The 18,649-nt window shown below is 72.4% G+C and carries 18 protein-coding genes; 11 read left to right on the forward strand and 7 right to left on the reverse strand.

Annotated features, from left to right (window positions below; translation table 11 throughout):
* Positions 1 to 114: 114 nt before the first annotated feature.
* Entirely contained in the window at positions 115 to 591 is a 477-nt protein-coding gene (locus tag IE294_RS11985; protein ID WP_189885112.1) for a GNAT family N-acetyltransferase, read from the reverse strand.
* 81 nt (positions 592 to 672) lie between these two features.
* On the opposite strand from IE294_RS11985, the gene IE294_RS11990 reads away from it, so the two are divergent.
* Positions 673 to 1,476 carry an exodeoxyribonuclease III gene (locus tag IE294_RS11990; RefSeq protein WP_189885114.1) on the forward strand — a complete coding sequence of 268 codons (804 nt, stop codon included), beginning with the start codon at positions 673 to 675 and terminating at the stop codon, positions 1,474 to 1,476.
* Positions 1,477 to 1,535: 59 nt separating this feature from the next.
* Here the strand turns inward: IE294_RS11990 and IE294_RS11995 are convergent, their stop codons facing one another.
* Complete coding sequence (locus tag IE294_RS11995; RefSeq protein WP_189885245.1) at positions 1,536 to 2,156, reverse strand: MerR family transcriptional regulator; 621 nt, start codon at positions 2,154 to 2,156, stop codon at positions 1,536 to 1,538.
* A gap of 178 nt (positions 2,157 to 2,334) precedes the next feature.
* On the opposite strand from IE294_RS11995, the gene IE294_RS12000 reads away from it, so the two are divergent.
* The 4 genes from IE294_RS12000 (at position 2,335) to IE294_RS12015 (ending at position 6,012) form a co-directional block, all read left to right on the forward strand.
* A complete protein-coding gene (locus tag IE294_RS12000) occupies positions 2,335 to 3,864 on the forward strand; it encodes a flavin-containing monooxygenase (RefSeq protein WP_189885117.1) in 1,530 nt (509 codons plus the stop codon).
* On the forward strand, positions 3,861 to 4,814 hold the full coding sequence (locus tag IE294_RS12005; RefSeq protein ID WP_189885119.1) for an alpha/beta fold hydrolase: 954 nt from the start codon (positions 3,861 to 3,863) through the stop codon (positions 4,812 to 4,814). Before IE294_RS12000 ends, IE294_RS12005 begins: the two co-directional genes overlap by 4 nt.
* Positions 4,811 to 5,695 (forward strand): SDR family oxidoreductase, encoded by an 885-nt coding sequence (locus IE294_RS12010; RefSeq protein WP_189885121.1) that lies wholly within the window; start codon positions 4,811 to 4,813, stop codon positions 5,693 to 5,695. The genes IE294_RS12005 and IE294_RS12010 overlap by 4 nt, the downstream gene beginning before the upstream one ends.
* An 89-nt stretch (positions 5,696 to 5,784) precedes the next feature.
* Positions 5,785 to 6,012, forward strand: a complete 228-nt coding sequence (locus tag IE294_RS12015) for a hypothetical protein (protein WP_189885123.1) — start codon at positions 5,785 to 5,787, stop codon at positions 6,010 to 6,012.
* Positions 6,013 to 6,088: 76 nt separating this feature from the next.
* Here the strand turns inward: IE294_RS12015 and IE294_RS12020 are convergent, their stop codons facing one another.
* Positions 6,089 to 9,382 (reverse strand): S41 family peptidase, encoded by a 3,294-nt coding sequence (locus IE294_RS12020; RefSeq protein WP_189885125.1) that lies wholly within the window; start codon positions 9,380 to 9,382, stop codon positions 6,089 to 6,091.
* A 180-nt stretch (positions 9,383 to 9,562) separates the two neighbouring features.
* On the opposite strand from IE294_RS12020, the gene IE294_RS12025 reads away from it, so the two are divergent.
* From IE294_RS12025 to IE294_RS12045, 5 genes are all read left to right on the forward strand, one after another.
* Complete coding sequence (locus IE294_RS12025) at positions 9,563 to 10,165, forward strand: TetR/AcrR family transcriptional regulator (RefSeq protein ID WP_189885127.1); 603 nt, start codon at positions 9,563 to 9,565, stop codon at positions 10,163 to 10,165.
* A 103-nt stretch (positions 10,166 to 10,268) separates the two neighbouring features.
* Positions 10,269 to 12,473: an MMPL family transporter gene (locus IE294_RS12030; RefSeq protein WP_189885129.1), complete on the forward strand. Its 2,205-nt coding sequence runs from the start codon at positions 10,269 to 10,271 to the stop codon at positions 12,471 to 12,473.
* Positions 12,474 to 12,560: 87 nt separating this feature from the next.
* Positions 12,561 to 13,049 carry a YbaK/EbsC family protein gene (locus tag IE294_RS12035; RefSeq protein WP_014673233.1) on the forward strand — a complete coding sequence of 163 codons (489 nt, stop codon included), beginning with the start codon at positions 12,561 to 12,563 and terminating at the stop codon, positions 13,047 to 13,049.
* A complete protein-coding gene (locus IE294_RS12040; protein ID WP_189885132.1) occupies positions 13,046 to 13,891 on the forward strand; it encodes an EamA family transporter in 846 nt (281 codons plus the stop codon). Before IE294_RS12035 ends, IE294_RS12040 begins: the two co-directional genes overlap by 4 nt.
* Positions 13,892 to 13,969: 78 nt before the next feature.
* Positions 13,970 to 14,245: a DUF1876 domain-containing protein gene (locus tag IE294_RS12045; protein ID WP_014673231.1), complete on the forward strand. Its 276-nt coding sequence runs from the start codon at positions 13,970 to 13,972 to the stop codon at positions 14,243 to 14,245.
* Positions 14,246 to 14,279: 34 nt separating this feature from the next.
* Here the strand turns inward: IE294_RS12045 and IE294_RS12050 are convergent, their stop codons facing one another.
* The 4 genes from IE294_RS12050 to IE294_RS12065 form a co-directional block, all read right to left on the reverse strand.
* Complete coding sequence (locus IE294_RS12050; protein ID WP_189885134.1) at positions 14,280 to 15,440, reverse strand: serine hydrolase domain-containing protein; 1,161 nt, start codon at positions 15,438 to 15,440, stop codon at positions 14,280 to 14,282.
* Positions 15,441 to 15,589: 149 nt separating this feature from the next.
* Entirely contained in the window at positions 15,590 to 16,348 is a 759-nt protein-coding gene (locus IE294_RS12055; protein WP_189814316.1) for an energy-coupling factor ABC transporter ATP-binding protein, read from the reverse strand.
* Positions 16,348 to 17,109 (reverse strand): cobalt ECF transporter T component CbiQ, encoded by a 762-nt coding sequence (gene cbiQ, locus IE294_RS12060; protein ID WP_189885135.1) that lies wholly within the window; start codon positions 17,107 to 17,109, stop codon positions 16,348 to 16,350. Before cbiQ ends, IE294_RS12055 begins: the two co-directional genes overlap by 1 nt.
* A 1-nt stretch (position 17,110) precedes the next feature.
* Positions 17,111 to 18,154, reverse strand: coding sequence for an energy-coupling factor ABC transporter permease (locus IE294_RS12065; protein WP_189885136.1), 1,044 nt, complete (start codon positions 18,152 to 18,154; stop codon positions 17,111 to 17,113).
* 149 nt (positions 18,155 to 18,303) lie between these two features.
* Between IE294_RS12065 and IE294_RS12070 the strand changes: the two genes are divergently transcribed.
* Entirely contained in the window at positions 18,304 to 18,642 is a 339-nt protein-coding gene (locus IE294_RS12070; protein WP_041665262.1) for an SsgA family sporulation/cell division regulator, read from the forward strand.
* Positions 18,643 to 18,649 lie beyond the last annotated feature (7 nt).

Raw genomic sequence — 18,649 nt, forward strand, 5'->3', positions numbered from 1 at the left:
GAAGATCCCGACGGTCATCATGACCGGTCGGGATCTTCGTCGTTTCCGGCGGCGACAGCGGCAGAGGTGGCGGCATCGCCGCCGCTTGAGCGGCGGCTTCACCACCCCCCCGGGTCAGAGCCGCTTGGCGTAGCAGAGGCTTTCCTCGTGGTGCCGGTAGTAGCCGAACTTCGCGCACGGTTCATAGCCGCTGGAGGCGTACAGGGCGATGGCCTCCGGCTGCTTGGTGCCCGTCTCCAGGACCATGCGGACCCGGCCGGCCATGCGGGCGTCCTCCTCCAGGGCCGCGAGCATGCGGCGGGCCAGGCCCCGGCCGCGCATCTCGGCGACGACGTACATGCGCTTCAGTTCCGCGTCGCCGTCCTCGTTGCCCTCCTCGTTGCGGTTCTGGCTGCGCCAGCCGCCGGTGGCCACGGGGCGGTCGCGCTCGTCGTAGGCGATCAGGTACACGCCCTGGGGCGGGTCGAAGTCGGCGGCGTCCAGGACCGTGGCGTCGCCGCCGTCGCCGTAGCGCTGGTCGTACTCGGCCTGGACCTCGTCGTTGAGCTTCACGGCGTCGGGGTGATCGAAACGAACGCGGCGGATAATCATGCTGGGCATCGTACTTCTATGCAGTCGGCGAGGGTCCCCGGATTTTGTGGACCCGGACCAGTGTGCCGGTATCGTGCCCGGGTGCTGACTGTGACCTCGGTGAACGTGAACGGGCTGCGGGCCGCCGCGAAGAAGGGCTTCGTGGAGTGGCTCGCCGGGACGGACGCGGACGTCGTCTGCCTTCAGGAGGTGCGCGCCGAGCCGCACCAGTTGCCCGACGAGGCCGGCCGGCCCGACGGCTGGCACGTCGTGCACGCCCCGGCCGCCGCCAAGGGCCGCGCGGGCGTCTCCCTCTACACCCGGCGCGAGCCCGACCGGGTCCGGGTCGGCTTCGGCTCCGCAGAGTTCGACGGCGGCGGGCGGTACGTCGAGGCCGAGCTGCCCGGTGTCACCGTCGCCTCCCTCTACCTGCCCTCCGGTGAGGTCGGCACCGAGCGGCAGGACGAGAAGGTCCGCTTCATGGGCGAGTTCCTGGCCCATCTGAAGGAGCTGCGCGAACGGGCCGCCGCCGACGGGCGCGAGGTCCTGGTCTGCGGCGACTGGAACATCGCGCACCGGCAGGCCGACCTCAAGAACTGGCGCGGCAACACCAAGAACTCCGGCTTCCTGCCCGAGGAGCGGGACTGGCTCGGCCGGGTGTTCGCCGCCGAGGAGGGTGGCTACGTCGACGTCGTCCGCGCCCTGCATCCGGACGCGGAGGGTCCGTACACCTGGTGGTCGTACCGGGGGCGGGCCTTCGACAACGACTCGGGCTGGCGCATCGACTACCACGTCGCCACGCCAGGCCTGGCCGGCAAGGCGGTCAAGGGCCTCGTCGAGCGCGCGGCCACGCACGCCGAGCGCTGGTCGGACCACGCCCCGGTCACGGTCGTCTACGACCTCTAGGCCCTGCCGTTCGGATCACGCCGGCGGCGCGAGGCCAGATCCCGCTGGTCCTGGTCTTGTCAGCCCCGCTTGTTCAGCCGGCGGTCCAGTGCCAGCGAGAGTTCCGCCTCCACGACGCTGCGGGCCAGGGGGCGCAGCCGGCGCAGGTCCTCCTCGGGGCCGTGACGCAGGATCAGGTCGGCGAAGAGCTCGGCCAGGGCGTCGGCGTGCTCGCGGACGCGGGCGCCGGCCGCCAGGACCTCGGCGAGCGGGATGCCCTCGCGGACCAGCGCGGAGGAGACGTCCAGCAGGCGCCGGCTGATGTGGACGATCTCGTCGCCGTCGGTGCCGAGATAGCCCAGTTCCAGGGCGGCGGCCAGGTTCTCGGGGGTGACCTCGCCCTCGAAGCGGGCGGCGAGTTCCTCGGGGGTGAGGCGGACGGGCTCCTCCTCGGTGGGGGTGCCGACGCCCAGCAGGTCGGCGACATCGCGGCCCTGCTCGAGGGCGTCCGCGAGTTCCGCTATGCCGTTCAGGGTGTGGCCGCGCTCCAGGAGTGCCGCGATGGTGTGCAGCCGGGCCAGGTGGTGGTCGTCGTACCAGGCGATACGGCCCTCGCGGCGGGGCGGTCCTATCAGCTTGCGTTCGCGGTAGAAGCGCAGGGTGCGCACGGTGATGCCCGCGCGCCGGGCCAGCTCCTCCATGCGGTACTCGCGCCTGACCGTGGGGTGTTCCGCGTCCTCTGCCACGACCGCAGCCTATGGCGTACCGACGGTAACTTTCCTTCCGCCGCCCCCTACCGCTCAGTAGGCGGCTGCTCTACAGTCCCATTGCGCCAGTGTTCACTGGCAGAGTTCCTAGGTGATGCGTGGAGGCTTCGGGATGGCCGAGCACGAGCATGTACGGGTGGCGGTGATCGGGTCCGGGTTCGGCGGGCTGGGGGCCGCCGTGCGGCTGCGCCGCGAGGGAATCACCGACTTCGTCGTCCTGGAGCGGGCCGACAGCGTCGGCGGCGCCTGGCGCGACAACAGCTACCCCGGGTGCGCCTGTGACGTGCCCTCGCACCTCTACTCCTTCTCCTTCGCGCCCCACCCGGACTGGCCGCGCGTCTTCTCCGGGCAGCGGCACATCCGCGCCTATCTGGAGCACGTCACCGACCTCTTCGGACTGCGCCCGCACCTCCGCCTCGACTCCGAGGTCAAGCTGATGACCTGGGACGACGAGAACCTGCGGTGGACCATCGAGACCACGCGCGGCGCGCTGACCGCCGACGTCGTCGTCTCCGCCACCGGGCCGCTGTCCGACCCGAAGATCCCCGAGGTCCCCGGCCTGGACTCCTTCCCCGGCAAGGTGTTCCACTCCGCCCGCTGGGACCACGACTACGACCTGCGCGGCAAGCGGGTCGCCGTGGTCGGCACCGGTGCCTCCGCCATCCAGATCGTCCCCGCCATCCAGCCGCAGGTCGGCCGGCTCACCCTCTTCCAGCGCACCCCGCCCTGGGTGCTGCCCCGCGTCGACCGCGCCATCAGCGGCGCCGAGCGCTGGCTGCACCGCCGGCTGCCCGTCACCGCCCAGGTCCGGCGCGGACTGCTGTGGGGCATCCGGGAGCTCCAGGTCCAGGCGTTCACCAAGCGCCCGGACGAACTCGGCCTGGTCGAACAGCTCGCCAAGCGGAACATGGCCCGCGCGATCAAGGACCCTGCCCTGCGCGCCAAACTCACCCCGGACTACCGCATCGGCTGCAAGCGGATCCTGCTGTCCAGCGCGTACTACCCGGCGCTGGCCAGGCCGAACGTGGACGTCGTCGCCAGCGGGCTGAGCGAGATCCGCGGGTCCACGGCGGTGGCGGCCGACGGCACCGAGGCCGAGGTCGACGCGATCGTCTTCAGTACCGGCTTCCACGTCACGGACATGCCCATCGCCGAGCGCGTGGTCGGCGCGGAGGGCATCACGCTCGCGGAGTCCTGGAAGAACGGCATGCGGGCGCTGCGCGGCGCCTCGGCGGCCGGATTCCCGAACTGGATGACGATCATCGGGCCCAATACCGGCCTCGGGAACTCCTCGATGATCCTCATGATCGAGTCCCAGCTCAACTACATGGCCGACTATCTGCGCCAGCTCGACGTCCTGGGCGGCCGTACCGCCCTCGACGCCCGGCCCGCCGCCGTCGACGCCTGGAACGACAGGGTGCAGGAACGCATGAAGCGGACCGTGTGGAACACCGGCGGCTGCACCAGCTGGTACCTGGACGCGAGCGGCCGCAACACCACCATCTGGCCCGGTACGACGACCGAGTTCCGGCGCGCCACCCGGCGGGTGGACCTCGCGGAGTACGAGGTCCTGCGCAGGCCCGCGCCGGTGTCCGGCCCCGGCGCCGGGCCGGCCGGCCGGAAGAGCGGGGCCGCCGCATGAGCCGGAGCGCCCACGTCACCGCCGGCCCCTACGCGCCGCCCGCCCCGGCCCGCACCCTCACCGCCGTCTCCGCCGACGGCGCGCGGCTGCACGTCGAGGTGCACGGCCCGAAGGACGCGCCACCGGTCGTCCTCGCCCACGGCTGGACCTGCTCGACGGCGTTCTGGGCGGCCCAGATACGGGACCTGGCCGCCGACCACCGGGTGATCGCCTACGACCAGAGGGGGCACGGGCGCAGTCCCGCGAGCCCCGCCTGCACCACCGAGGCGCTGGCGGACGATCTCGAAGCGGTGCTCGCGCAGACACTGACGCGCGGGGAGAAGGCGCTCGTCGTCGGTCACTCCATGGGCGGCATGACGGTCATGGCCGCGGCCGAACGCCCCCGCTTCCGGGAACACGCCGCCGCCGTCCTGCTGTGCAGCACGGGGAGTTCGCGGCTGGTCGCCCAGTCGCGGGTGGTGCCGTTGCGCGCCGGGCGCGTGCGCACCTGGATCACCGGGCGCGTCCTCGGTTCCCGCGCGCCCCTCGGGCCCGTCACACCGGTCGCGCGGAGCATCCTCAAGTACGCCACGATGGGCGCCGGTTCCGCCCCGCACATGGTGGAGGCGTGCGCGCGGATCGTGCACGCCTGCCCGCGCACCGCGCGCCACGCCTGGTCGGCCGTCCTCGCCGCGCTCGATCTCGACCACGGCGTACGGCGGTTGAGCGCGCCCACCGCCGTGCTGCACGGCGCGTCCGACCGGCTCACGCCTCCGGCGCACGCCCGGTCGCTGGTCGCCGCGCTGCCGCACTGCGTCGGCCTGACCGAGCTGCCCGGCGTCGGCCACATGACCCCGATCGAGGCCCCGGAGCCGGTGACGGCCCGCATCCGGGAACTCGTCGGCACGTATGTCACGGGGGCTGCCCCCGAGCACGGTTCCACCCCCGCGCGGATCAAGGAGGGCGCATGAGCAGGGTCAGTCTCGAAGGGCAGGTCGCGGTCGTCACGGGAGCGGCGCGCGGCGTCGGTGAGCTGCTGGCGCGCAAACTGTCCGCGCGCGGCGCGAAGGTGGCGCTGGTCGGGCTGGAGGAGGAGGCGCTGAAGGAGGTCTCCGGGCGGCTGCACAGCGACAGCGCCCACTGGTACGCCGACGTCACCGACCACGAGGCGATGAGCCGGGTCGCCGAGGAGGTGAAGGCGCGGTTCGGGAAGGTCGACATCGTGGTCGCCAACGCCGGTGTGGCGACGGGCGGTCCGTTCGCCGACTCCGATCCGCAGGCGTGGCGGCGGGTGATCGAGGTGAACCTCATCGGTTCGGCGGTGACCGCGCGGGCGTTCCTCCCGGTGCTCGTGGAGAGCCGCGGCTATCTGCTCCAGATCGCCTCGCTCGCCGCGATCACACCCGCGCCGATGATGACGGCGTACTGCGCGTCCAAGTCGGGCGTGGAGGCGTACGCGCACAGTCTGCGCGCCGAGGTCGGCTACCAGGGCGTCCGCGTCGGCGTCGGGTACCTGTCCTGGACCGACACCGACATGGTGCGCGGCGCCGACCAGGACGACGTCATGCGGGAGCTGCGGCAGCGGCTGCCGTGGCCGTCCAACAAGACCTACCCGCTGGGCCCCGCCGTGGACCGGATGGTGGAAGGGATCGAGCGGCGCTCGGCGCATGTGTACGGGCAGTGGTGGCTGCGTGGCATGCAGGGCGTGCGCGGCTGTCTGCCGGCACTCATCGGGACGGTCGGGCAGCGCGAGATGAAGCGGTTCGCGCCCCGTCTGAAGGGCATGCGTTCCGGGCTCGTCGGCGCAGGTGGGGCGGCCGACGAGGCGGCCCGCGCTACGCACCGTAACTGATCGACATGCAGGGCGTGTTCGCCCGTGTGAATCTGGTCGAGGCCCCACCGACGGGGCCGGACCCCCACTCATCACGGGAGTGAACCCACATGGGTATGAAGGACCAGTTCCAGGACAAGTCGCGCCAGGCCAAGGAGAAGATGGACCAGGGCCGCGAGAAGGCCGGCCAGCGCGGTCCGCAGCAGGGCCGCCAGGGCCAGCAGCAGGGCCGTCAGGGCCAGCAGCCGCCGGAGCGGGGCGGCCACCAGAACCACCGTGACATCGAGGACACGGAGCAGCAGATGGAGGACCGGTTCGACCGGGACTACGACGCCTGACCGCTGCGCTCGGCCTCGGCCGGTTGACGTGGGTGCCCTTCTTCCGGGAGGGCACCCTGCGTCGGTTCCGGGAGGCTCAGGACGTCGCCCTCGGGGGCAGTTTCGGGCGGGACCTGTTCGGGACGTCGCTGTAGGTCGGGGGGATCGCCGCCGGGTTGGACTCCAGGAGTTCCAGGGCGAGTTCGACCGCGTCGGCGAGCTGGGCGTGGCGGCCCTCCGCCCAGTCCAGGGGGGTGCGCAGGATCTCCAGGTCGGGAGCGACGCCGTGGTTCTCCACGGACCAGCCGTAGGCGTCGAACCAGGCCGCGTTCATGGGTACGGTGATGACCGTGCCGTCGCCGAGGCGGTGCCGGCCGGTCATGCCGACCACTCCGCCCCAGGTGCGCTGGCCGACGACCGGGCCGAGCTTGAGCAGCTTGAAGGCGGCGGTGATCATGTCGCCGTCGGAGGACGTCGCCTCGTCGGCCAGGGCCACCACGGGCCCGCGCGGGGCGTTCGAGGTGTACGACACCGGTTGCGCGTTCCGGGTCAGGTCCCAGCCCAGGATCGTCCGGGTCAGCTTCTCGATGACGAGTTCGCTGATGTGCCCGCCCGCGTTGCCGCGCACGTCCACGATCAGCGCGGGCCGGGACACCTCCATGCGCAGGTCGCGGTTGAACTGGGCCCAGCCGGAGCCGCCCATGTCGGGGATGTGCAGGTAGCCGCACTTGCCGCCGCTCAACTCCCGGACGACCTCGCGGCGTTTGGCCACCCAGTCCTGGTAGCGCAGCGGCCGTTCGTCGACGAGCGGGACGACCGCGACCCGGCGGGCGTGCCCGGTCTCGTCCTCGGACGGGGTGAACGTCAGCTCCACCGTCGTACCGCCCGCGCCGGCCAGCAGCGGGTACGGGCCCGTCACCGGGTCGACCGGGCGGCCCTCGACGTGGGTCAGGACGGCGCCCTCGCGGATGCCCGTGCCGGCCAGCGGCGAGCGGGCCTTGGAGTCGGAGGAGTCGCCGGCGAGGATGCGCTTGACCACCCAGCGGCCGTCCCGGCGGACGAAGTTGGCGCCGAGGAGGCCCTGCCAGCGCTGGTAGTGCGGCGGGCCCTCGTTGCGGCGGGCGGCGGTGACGTAGGCGTGCGAGGTGCCCAGCTCGCCGAGGACCTCGCGGAGCAGGTCGGCGAACTCGTCGGGGGACGCGACCCGTTCGACCAGCGGACGGTACTGGTCGAGCACCGCGGCCCAGTCGATGCCGCACATGCCCGGCTCCCAGAAGTAGGCGCGGATCAGACGGCCGGCCTCGTCGTAGGCCTGGCGCCACTCGGCGGGCGGGTCGGCCTGGTGCAGGATGCGGCGCACGTCGATCCAGACGGTCGAGTCCGCGTCGCCGACCTCGGTCGACGGCACCGCCCGCAGGTCGCCCTCGTCCACGACGACCAGCCGGGTGCCGTCGCCGCTCACGGTGAACCAGTCCAGGTGGTCGACCAGTTCGGACTTCTTCGCCTTGGTGATGTTGAAGTACTCCAGGGTCGGACGTCCGCTGACGTCGGCCGGATTGACGAAGGTCTCGCCGAGCGCGCCGGAGATCGGCCAGCGCAGCCAGACCAGACCGCCGCCCGCGACCGGGTGCAGCCCGGAGTACTTGGAGGCGATGACCGGGAACGGGGTGACCCGGTTCGCCAGCCCCTCGGCCTCGACCGTCACCGTGCCGGCCTCGCCGGTCTCCTCGTCCTCCAGCGGATCGAGCCCGCCGGCGGCCGGGCGGCCCTCGGGGTTCAGGGCGAACGGGGAGGGGGTCGCCGAGGAGAGCGGGACCAGGTACGGGCGGCAGCCGAGCGGGAAGGACAGGTCGCCGGTGTGCACGTCGTAGACCGGGTCGAAGCCGCGCCAGGAGAGGAAGGCGAGGTAGCGGCCGTCGCGGGTGAAGACCGGGTTCTCGTCCTCGAAGCGGCCGTCCGTCACGTCGACGATCAGCCGGTCCTTGATGCGGGCCAGCTTGATCTTGCGCAGGGAGCGGCCGATGCCGGGGTGCGACCAGGTGAGCCAGGAGCCGTCGGGGGAGAAGGCGAGGTCGCGGACCGGGCCGTTGAGAGACCGGATCAGCTCGGTGATCCGGGGCTCCGCCCCGGCCTCCCCCTCCTCCGGCTCCGGCGCCCCCTCTTCCGGTTCCGCCGCCCCGTCCTCCGGCACGTCGATCAGCAGCAGCCGCCCGTCGTGCGAGGCCACCGCCAGGCGTTCGCCCTGGGGGTCGCAGGCCATCTCCAGGACCCGGCCGAGCGCGCCGGACGCCCGCCGCCGGGGCGCGCGGTCACCGGTGGCGCGGGGCAGGTGGACGATCTCGACGGCGTCCTCGCCCTCGGCGTCGGTGACGTAGGCGATCTGCCCGGTGGAGCCCAGCATCTCCGGCAGCCGTACCCGGACGCCGGGCGTGTCGGTGATCGTACGGGCGGGGCCGTCGCGGTGGGTGAGCCAGTACAGGCTGCCGCGGACGACGACCGCGCTGGCCCGGCCGGTGTCGTCCACGGAGATGCCGTCGATGTTCTGTGCGGCCGGCACCTGGTAGCGGCGGCGGCCGGTGCGCGGCCCGGCGAGCCGGACGTCGAGCTTGCGCGGCGTGCCCCCCGGCGAGAAGTCGTCCACCAGCCACAGGTCGCCCGCGCACTGGTAGACCACCCGCTCGCCGTCGCCGGCGGCGTGCCGGGCGTAGAAGGCGTCGTGGTCGGTGTGTCGGCGCAGGTCGGTGCCGTCGTGGGCGCAGGAGTAGAGGTTGCCGACACCCTCGTGGTCGGAGAGGAAGGCGATCCGGCCGGCGACGAACATGGGGCAGGCCAGATGGCCGTCGAGGTCCGGCAGCAGGCGTCGCCCGTGCAGCCACAGCCGGCCCGTGGCGCCGCCGCGGTACCGCTTCCAGGAGGCCGGTTCGTGCGGCGGGGTGCCGGTGAGCAGCAGGGTCCTGTGCTCGCCGGCGAGATCGGCGCACTGGATGTCGGCGACCGGGCCCCAGGGCAGCCGCCCGCCCGGATCGCCGTCGGCGGGGACCTTGTAGGCCCAGGTGAAGTGGGAGAAGGGCTGGCCGTGGGAGGCCACGGCCAGGATGTCGCCGTCCGGGGTCCAGCCGCACACCTGGGTGTCGGCGCTGCCCCAGTACGTCAGCTGGCGTCCGGGGCCGCCGTCGACGTCGACGAGGTGGATCTCGGGGACGAGGCTGCGCCAGGTCGTGTAGGCGATCCGGCGGCCGTCGGGCGAGAAACGCGGGTGGCCGGTCTTGGTGCGGTCCGCGGTGAGCCGCCAGGCGCGGCCCGGGGCGTCGAGGGGGGCCAGCCAGAGGTCGTCCTCCGCGACGAAGCACAGCAGGTCACCGCTGAGGTGGGGAAGGCGCAGATAGCTCACGTCCCCATGCTTTTCCGGTCACACGGCACGAGCAACTTGTGGGGTCCGCGCTGCGCCCTTCCTTACAGGCCCTTCACCTTCGTGACCCACCGCACGTACGAAACGGTTTCGTTTCGCTGGTGGGCGGGGTATCTTCATGGATGTACGAGGAAGAAGCTCCGGAGCGGGAAGGTGACGGGCATGACCGAAGCCGTCGCGGCGACACGTCGCAGCCGGATCACCCCCGAGCGCGAGGCCGAGCTGTACGAGGCCGTGCTCGACCTGCTCCGCGAGGTCGGCTACGACGCCCTCACCATGGACGCCGTGGCCGCCCGCACCCGGTCCAGCAAGGCCACGCTCTACCGCCAGTGGGGCGGCAAGGCCGAACTGGTGGCCAAGGCCGTGCGGCACAACAAGCCGGGCCGGGTCGGCGACGTCGACACCGGCTCCCTCAAGGGCGATCTGCACGCGCTCACCCTGCGCGCGGACGACTGCGAGATGGAACAGAGCTCCGCGCTGATGCGGGGCCTGGCCATGGCGGTGCACGGCAACCCGGATCTGCTCAAGGCGTTCCGGGAGCACCTCATCGAGCCGGAGACGGCGGAGTTCCACCGCGTGCTGCAACGGGCGGTCGACCGGGGCGAGGTCCGTGCGGACAACCCCGCGATCAGATTCGTGATGCACATGATGATCGGCGCGTTCGCCGCCCGCACCATGATCGACGAGCAGCCGCCGACGCAGGACTTCCTCCTTTCGTACATCGACGCCGTGGTTCTCCCCGCCTTCGGCGTACCCGCGAGCTGAACGCTCTTCCCGAGCAAGCCCACCACCTGACGTCACCGCTCACGTCGTCGGGCTGATCACCCCTGCCCAGCTGAACCCAACGACTGACCGGGAGTACGCCTCCGTGGCCACGTTCCTCTACAAACTCGGCCGCCTCGCCTTCCGGCGACGGCACTTCGTCGCCCTCATATGGGTCGCGCTGCTCACCCTCGCCGGGGTGGGCGCCGCCTCCGCGCCGGCCGCCGGCAACACGTCCTTCTCCATCCCCGGTACCGAGGCCCAGAAAGCCTTCGACCTGCTGGAACAGCGCTTCCCCGGGATGAGCGCCGACGGCGCCACCGCCCGGGTCGTCTTCAAGGCCCCGAAGGGCGAGAAGATGACGGACGCCGTCAACAAGGCGACCGTCGAGAAGACCGTCAAGGAGCTGCGCAGCGGCTCCGAGGTCGCCTCCGTCGCCGACCCCTACACCGGGCACGCCGTCAGCAGGAACGGCTCCATCGCCTACGCCTCGGTGAAGTACGAGGTATCCGGCATGGAACTGGCGGACTCCTCCAAGGACGCCCTGACGGACGCGGCCCAGGACGCGCGGGACGCGGGCCTCACCGTCGAGATCGGCGGTGACGCGCTGAGCGCGACCCCCGAGACCGGCTCCAGCGAGATCATCGGCATCGCGGTCGCCGCGGTCGTCCTGGTCATCACCTTCGGCTCGCTGCTCGCGGCCGGGTTCCCGCTGCTCACCGCCATCATCGGGGTCGGCATCGGCGTCTGTGCGATCACCGCGCTCGCCAGCGCCCTGGACCTGGGCACCACCACCTCCACCCTGGCCTCGATGATCGGCCTCGCCGTCGGCATCGACTACGCCCTCTTCATCGTCTCCCGCTACCGCGCCGAACTCGCCGAGGGCCGCGAGCGCGAGGACGCGGCCGGACGCGCCGTCGGCACGGCGGGCTCGGCGGTCGTCTTCGCCGGCCTCACCGTCGTCATCGCCCTGGTCGGCCTGTCCGTCGTCAACATCCCGATGCTGACGAAGATGGGCATCGCCGCGGCGGGCACGGTCGCCATCGCCGTCCTCATCGCGCTGACCATGATCCCGGCGCTGCTCGGCTACGCCGGCCGCAGGATCAAGCCGGCCGGCCAGAAGAGCAGGCTGCTCGGCGGCGGCCGTACGCCGAAGGAGCCGGGCCGCCCCAACATGGGCACCCGCTGGGCGAGCTTCGTCGTCCGCCGCCCGGTCGCCGTCCTGCTGCTCGGTGTGCTCGGCCTCGGCGCGGCGGCGATCCCGGCCGCCTCCCTGGAACTGGGCCTGCCCGACGACGGCTCCCAGCCGGCCTCCACCACCCAGCGCCGCGCCTACGACCTCCTCTCCGAGGGCTTCGGCCCCGGCTTCAACGGCCCGCTGATGATCGTCGTCGACGCCAAGGACAGCGCCGACCCCAAGGCCGCGTTCGCCGAGGTCGGCGACGAGATCAAGGGCCTGAAGGACGTCGTCACGGTCACCCCGGCCGCGTCCAACAAGGCCGGTGACACCGCGACGATCACGGTCGTCCCCGACTCCAAGCCGTCCTCGACCACCACCGAGGACCTGGTGCACGCCATCCGCGACAAGGGCGCGGACATCGCCCGGAAGACCGACTCCCAGGTCCTGGTCACCGGCTCGACGGCGATGAACATCGACGTCTCGCAGAAGCTGAACGACGCGCTCCTGCCGTATCTGGCCCTGGTGGTCGGCCTGGCCTTCCTCCTGCTCATCGTGGTCTTCCGCTCGATCCTGGTCCCGCTGAAGGCGGCGCTCGGCTTCCTGCTCAGCGTGATGGCGGCCCTCGGCGCCGTGGTCGCGGTCTTCCAGTGGGGCTGGCTGTCGGGCCTGATGAACGTCGAGGAGACCGGCCCGGTCATGTCGATGATGCCGATCTTCATGGTGGGCGTCGTCTTCGGCCTCGCGATGGACTACGAGGTGTTCCTCGTGACCCGGATGCGGGAGGCGTACGTCCACGGCGAGAAGCCCAGCCAGGCGGTGGTGACGGGCTTCCAGCACGGCGCCCGGGTCGTGACCGCCGCCGCCGTCATCATGATGGCCGTCTTCTCCGGCTTCATCGGCTCCAGCGAGTCGATGGTCAAGATGATCGGCTTCGGCCTCGCCATCGCCGTCTTCTTCGACGCGTTCCTCGTGCGCATGGCCATCGTCCCGGCGGTCCTCGCCCTGCTCGGCAAGCGGGCCTGGTGGCTGCCGAAGTGGCTGGACCGCGCACTGCCCAACGTGGACGTGGAGGGCGAGGGCCTGCGCGCCCACGCCGCCCCCGAGGAGGAGAAGGAGCTGGTACGCGCCTGACGTACCGCTCCTGACACAGAGCCGCCGGTGAGGGTGCCCGTGGGGACGGGGCTGCACCCTCACCGGCTTTCCCGCTAGCGTGCGCGTATGACGACGACCGCTCATCCTCGTTTCGCCGCCGCCGTGGAGGAATCGGGACTGGGGGAGTTGCTGCCCCGGGTCCGGAGCTTTTCCGAGGCGACCCGGACCGCCGCCGAGGCCGCCGCCGCCATCGGGTGCGAGCTGAGCCAGATCTGCAAGTCGCTGGTCTTCGCCGCCGACGGGGTGCCCGTGCTGGTGCTCATGGACGGGGCCTCGCGGGTGGACGTGGAGCGGGTGCGGCAGGAGCTGGGGGCCGGGAAGGTCACCCGGGCCGATGCCGGGCTCGTGCGGGAGACCACCGGGTACGCCATCGGCGGGGTGCCGCCCTTCGGACACCGTACGCGCACGCGTGTCCTCGCCGACCGTTCGCTGCTCGCGCACGACGTGGTCTGGGCGGCGGCCGGCACGCCGTACACCGTCTTCCCGATCGAGCCGAAGGAACTCGTCGCCCACGCGGGAGCGACCCTGGTGGACGTGCGCGAGCAGCGCGCGTGACACCGCTGGTCGCGACGGCCGTGCTGCTCGCCGCCGTCACGCACGCCGGCTGGAACGCCATCGCGCACCGCATCACCGACAAGCTCGCCGGCTTCGCCCTGATCTCCGGCGGCGGGCTGCTCATCGGGCTCGCGGCGACACCGTTCACGGCGTTCCCGGCGGGGCCCGCCTGGCCGTACCTGTTCGCCTCCGCCGCCGTGCACATCGCCTACTACGCGCTGCTGATGACCTCGTTCCGGCTGGGCGACTTCGGGCAGGCGTACCCCATCGCGCGCGGCAGCGCCCCGCTCGTGGTCACCGTGCTCGCCGCCGTCTTCGCGCACGAGGTGCCCGGCGCCTGGGCGGGCGCCGGCATCGCCGTGTCCTGCCTGGGGCTCAGCGGGGTCGGGCTGTGGGGGCTGCGCGGGAGGCGGCCCGACTGGGCGGCGATCGGCGCGGCCCTCGCGACCGGTCTGACCATCGCCGCGTACACCGTCATCGACGGCATGGGCGTACGGGCCTCGGGCACCTCCCTCGGCTACATCGCCTGGCTCATGGCCGTCCAGGGGGCGGTGCCGCCCGCGTTCCTGTACGCACGCGCGCGTGCCGGCACGGTCGGGCTGCTCCGGCCGTACGCCGTCCTCGGGTTCCTCGGCGCCGCCCTGTCCGTCACCGCGTACGGCCTGGTGCTGTGGGCCCAGACCCGGGCCGCGCTCGCCCCCGTCGCCGCCCTGCGCGAGTCGTCCGTCATCGTCGGCGCGGCCATCGGCGCGCTGTTCTTCAAGGAGCGCTTCGGGGCGCCCCGGATCGCGGCGGCGGGCCTGGTGGTCGTGGGCATCGGGCTGATGCTGCGGGCCGGTTAGCGCGGCGCACGGCGCCGACATGACGGGCCGGGGTGCCGGGGCGCACCCTGGAAGCAGCGGTTTTCGGAGGTGGTCGTCATGATGCACACCGCTGTGGGATGGCACATCGAGATGGAGTTCATGGAGGACGATCAGCACACACGGGCGGCGGCCCTGGTGCGCTTGCCCGACGGTTCGGAGGTGCGGGCCCACGGCCGTGCCAGCCGGCACAACGTCGACGCGAACCAGCCCCGGGTCGGCGAGGAGATCGCCGGTGCCCGCGCCCTCAACGAACTGGCCATGCAGCTGCTGACCAAGGCCCACGAGGAGATCGACCAGGCGTCCGGACGGACCTCGCACCCGATCCACGTGTGACACGCGCCCGGCGTGCGCCGAGGGCGCGCACGGCTCAGGCGAGCACCGTGCGGACCGCTCGTACCAGCGCCTGCGCCCTCGGGTCCGCCGTCACGCTCTGCCGGAAGCCGTTGGTGACGTAGCCGAAGGCGATGCCGGTGTCCGGGTCGGCGAAACCGAGCGCGCCGCCGCGTCCGGGATGGCCGAAGGAGCCGGGGGTGAGCAGCGGGGACGCGGGGCCGTGCAGCATGTGGCCGAGGCCGAAGCGGGTGCCCACCACCAGGACCCGGTCCGGGCCGGCGGACTGCTCCGTGCGGGCCAGTTCCGTGGTCCGGGGGGTGAACAGCCGGGTCCCGCCGTCGACCTCGCCGATGAGCGAGGCGTAGAAGCGGGCCAGTCCGTCGGCCGTGGCGATGCCGTTGGAGGCGGGCAGGGCGGCGGCGCGGTAGCCGGGGTCGTTCTCGTCGGGGAGCGGGGTGATCGCGGCGAACGCGCGGCTGGTCAGGGAGTCCGGGTCGGCGTAGGCCTCGGCCACCGCCCGCTTGGGGCGGGTCCTCAGGCCGCCCGCGCTCTCCGGGGTGTCCACCGGGCCGACGCGGCCCACGCGCGCGTGCTCCGATTCCGGCAGGCCGAGCCAGAGGTCCGCGCCGGCCGGCCGGGCGATCTCCTCCGCGATCCACTCGCCGACCGGGCGGCCGGTGACCCGGCGGAGCAGTTCACCGGTGAGCCAGCTGAAGGTCTGGGCGTGGTAGCCGTGGTCCGTGCCCGGCTCCCACACCGGCGCCTGCGCGGCGACGGCGGCGGCACCGAGGCAGGGGTCGGCGGCCTCGGCCGGGGTCAGCGGGCGGTCCAGCACGGGCACGCCCGCGCGGTGCGCGAGCAGGTCCCGTACGCGCGTGTGCTCCTTGCCGGCCGCCTTGTACTCCGGCCAGTACGCGCCGACCGGGGCGTCCAGGTCCAGTTCGCCGCGCTGGTGCAGGAGCAGCAGCGCGGCGGCGGCGACGCCCTTGGTGGCGGAGCGCACGATCTGCGCGGTCCCCGGCTGCCAGGGAGCCGTTCCGTCCACGTCCTGGGTGCCGGCCCACAGGTCGACCACCCGGTGTCCGTCCCGGTAGACGGCGACGGCCGCTCCGCGCTCGCCGAGCAGCGCGAAGTTCGCGGCGAACGCCTCCCTGACCGGCTCGAAGCCCTCGGCCACAGTGCCGTTCACGTCCACGCCCGCCGCCCCTTCCGCTCGTCAGTCCCCTGCGACAGTGGGTGCAACACGGGGTACGAGCCTGCGATTCCTCGGCGGGACCGGCCCGACAGAATCGTTACGTTGATGGTGCCGCGCGCCGTGTGCGTCGCCGGCCGGGTCCTCGTCCGTCACGCGCCCGTCGTCACGGACTTCGGGTCGAAGCCGAACGGCAGCTCCAGCCGGTGCGCCCGCATCAGCTCCTCGTCGGAGAGCAGCGCGCCGGTCGGGCCGTCCGCCGCGATCACGCCGTCGCTGAGGACGAGGGAGCGCGGGCACAGCTCCAGGGCGTACGGCAGGTCGTGCGTGACCATGAGGACCGTGACGTCCAGGGAGCGCAGGATGTCGGCGAGTTCGCGGCGCGAGGCCGGGTCCAGGTTGGAGGAGGGCTCGTCCAGGACCAGGATCTCCGGCTCCATGGCGAGCACGGTGGCCACCGCGACCCGGCGGCGCTGCCCGAAGGAGAGGTGGTGCGGCGGCCGGTCGGCGAACTCCCGCATCCCGACCCGCTCCAGCGCGGTGTGCACCCGCTCCTCCAGCGCGGCCCCCTTGATCCCGGCGGCGGCCGGGCCGAACGCCACGTCCTCCCGCACGGTCGGCATGAACAACTGGTCGTCCGGGTCCTGGAAGACGATGCCGACCTTCTGCCGGATCGCGGCCATGTGCTGCCGGGACACCGGGAGCCCGGCCACGGTCACCGTGCCGGTGCCGCCGCCCAGGATGCCGTTGAGGTGCAGCACCAGGGTCGTCTTGCCGGCGCCGTTCGGGCCGAGGAGGGCGACCCGCTCGCCGCGCGCGATCGAGAAGTCCACGCCGAACAGGGCCTGGTGTCCGTCCGGGTAGGCGAAGGCGAGGCCGGAGACCTCCAGAGAAGCAGTCACAGGAACCATCACAGCATCCATCCCAGCAGGCAGACGACGAGGGCGGCGCAGGGGAGTGCCAGGGCGTGCCGCCACTGCGCGCCGGACGCGGTCACCTCGTCGATGACCGGCATGGAACCGGCGTACCCCCGGCTCACCATGGCGAGGTGCACGCGCTCCCCGCGCTCGTAGGAACGGATGAACAGCGCGCCGGCGGACTTGGCGAGCACGCCCCAGTGCCGCACGCCCTTCGCCTCGAAGCCGCGCGACTCACGGGCGATCCGCATCCGGCGCATCTCGTCGGTGATGACGTCGCCGTAGCGGATCATGAAGGAGGCGATCTGCACGAGCAGCGGCGGCAGCTTCAGCCGTTGCAGCCCGAGCAGCAGTTCCCGCAGCTCGGTGGTGGCCGCCAGCAGTACGGAGGCGGCGACGCCGAGGGTGCCCTTGGCGAGCACGTTCCAGGCGCCCCACAGCCCGTTCACGCTGAGCGAGAGCCCGAGCACGTGCACCCGCTCGCCCTCCGCCACGAACGGCATGAGCACGGCGAACGCGACGAACGGCACCTCGATCAGCAGCCGCCCGAGCAGGAAACGGGCGGGCACGCGCGCCTGGTACGCGACGACCGCGAGCAGCACGGCGTACACCGCGAACGCCCACATCGCCTCGCGCGGGGTCGACACGACGACCACCACGAACAGGAACGCGGCGGCCAGCTTGGTGTGCGGCGGCAGGCCGTGCACGGGCGAGTGCCCGTGCCGGTACAGCCGGTGTGCGTGTCCCGCCCCCACGTCAGACGCCGGTGTTCACGGGGGAGACGTCGTCGCCGCGCCGCCTGCGCAGCGACCAGAACACCGCACTGCCCGCGACGACCGTGACGCCGACGCCGATCACGCCCGCGAGGCCGCCGGACAGCCGGGCGTCGGAGATGTCCTTGACGCCGTAGTCGGCGAGCGGCGAGTCGGCCGAGGTGTGCTCCTTCTCCTTCTTGTCGATCCCCTTGTCGTGTGCGACCTTCTCCAGGCCGTCGGGGTTCGCGGAGGCGTAGAAGCTGACGAAGCCGGCGAGGACGAGGGAGGTGACGAGACCGGTCACCCACAGCGTGCGCCGCGAGGTGCGCGCCGCCACCGGCGCCGTGGGCGCGGGCGCGTCCACCAGCGCGCCGTTCACCCGCAACTGGAGCCGCTGCCGCAGGCCGCGCGCGCCGTACACCAGGTCCGGGCGTACGGCGATGACCGCGCCGACCGTCAGCGCGGTGATCACCGCCTCGCCGATGCCGATCAGCACATGGACGCCGATCATCGCGGTGGCGACCTTGCCGATGGAGACGTCGGTGGTGCCGCCGACCGCGTAGATCAGGGTGAAGGCGACGGCGGCGGCCGGCACGGACACCAGCGCGGCGACGAAGGAGGCCACGGTCACCGAGCGCCGCTTGCGGGGCAGCACGGCGAGCAGGCCGCGGAAGACGGCGTAGGAGACGACCGTCGTGACGATCGCCATGTCGGTGATGTTCACGCCGAGCGCGGTCAGCCCGCCGTCGGCGAACAGCACGCCCTGCATGAGCAGCACGACCGACACGCACAGGACGGCTGTGTAGGGACCGACGAGTATCGCGGCCAGGGCTCCGCCCAGGAGGTGACCGCTGGTCCCGGCGGCGACCGGGAAGTTGAGCATCTGCACGGCGAAGATGAACGCCGCCACCAGGCCGGCCAGCGGGGCGGTCCGCTCGTCGAGTTCACGGCGGGCGCCGCGCAGGCTCACCGCGAGGGCGCCGGCGGCGACCACTCCGGTGACCGCGGAGGTCGGGGCGTCGATGAATCCGTCAGGTACATGCACCGTACGATTTTAGGCCCTTGTTGCGAACGTTTTGCAAGAGAGACCGAGTCTCGTCTTCCACCAGGGCACATACCGGAAAATGTGCGACTCTTGAGGGAAAGCGGATGCACGGATTTCGCATAGGTCACGGTGCGTGAGAGGGCGGTCCGATGTCTGTGGTCGAACAGTACGCGCGCGCTCATATCGTCACGGACGAGGAGGACCCGGGGGCCGTACCCGTCGTGCTGCGGTACGACCCGGACGCCGATCCCCGCTCCGTCCGGGTCGGGCTTCCCGGACCGCACGAGTGGACCTTCTCCCGCGCGCTCCTCGAACGGGGACTGCGGGCGCCGGCCGAGAGCGGCGACGTCCGGGTGTGGCCCTGCGGGCGCGTCCAGGCGGTGGTCGAGTTCCACACCGACGACGGGGTCGAAGTGGTGCAGTTCGAGTCGAAGACGCTGGTGCGGTTCCTGCGCCGCACCTACACCGTCGAGCCCGTACGGAGCTGACCGGGGC

The organism is Streptomyces canarius (genome assembly GCF_014650735.1).
GTDB lineage: Bacteria > Actinomycetota > Actinomycetes > Streptomycetales > Streptomycetaceae > Streptomyces > Streptomyces olivaceoviridis.

What these genes read in the sequence shown, in the direction of transcription:
- IE294_RS11985 (WP_189885112.1), bottom strand. Translation starts at nt 591, where the DNA reads ATGATTATCCGCCGCGTTCGTTTCGATCACCCCGACGCCGTGAAGCTC.
- IE294_RS11995 (WP_189885245.1), bottom strand. Translation starts at nt 2,156, where the DNA reads ATGGAGGAGCTGGCCCGGCGCGCGGGCATCACCGTGCGCACCCTGCGC.
- IE294_RS12000 (WP_189885117.1), top strand. Translation starts at nt 2,335, where the DNA reads ATGGCCGAGCACGAGCATGTACGGGTGGCGGTGATCGGGTCCGGGTTC.
- IE294_RS12005 (WP_189885119.1), top strand. Translation starts at nt 3,861, where the DNA reads ATGAGCCGGAGCGCCCACGTCACCGCCGGCCCCTACGCGCCGCCCGCC.
- IE294_RS12010 (WP_189885121.1), top strand. Translation starts at nt 4,811, where the DNA reads ATGAGCAGGGTCAGTCTCGAAGGGCAGGTCGCGGTCGTCACGGGAGCG.
- IE294_RS12015 (WP_189885123.1), top strand. Translation starts at nt 5,785, where the DNA reads ATGGGTATGAAGGACCAGTTCCAGGACAAGTCGCGCCAGGCCAAGGAG.
- IE294_RS12025 (WP_189885127.1), top strand. Translation starts at nt 9,563, where the DNA reads ATGACCGAAGCCGTCGCGGCGACACGTCGCAGCCGGATCACCCCCGAG.
- IE294_RS12035 (WP_014673233.1), top strand. Translation starts at nt 12,561, where the DNA reads ATGACGACGACCGCTCATCCTCGTTTCGCCGCCGCCGTGGAGGAATCG.
- IE294_RS12045 (WP_014673231.1), top strand. Translation starts at nt 13,970, where the DNA reads ATGATGCACACCGCTGTGGGATGGCACATCGAGATGGAGTTCATGGAG.
- IE294_RS12055 (WP_189814316.1), bottom strand. Translation starts at nt 16,348, where the DNA reads ATGGTTCCTGTGACTGCTTCTCTGGAGGTCTCCGGCCTCGCCTTCGCC.
- IE294_RS12070 (WP_041665262.1), top strand. Translation starts at nt 18,304, where the DNA reads ATGTCTGTGGTCGAACAGTACGCGCGCGCTCATATCGTCACGGACGAG.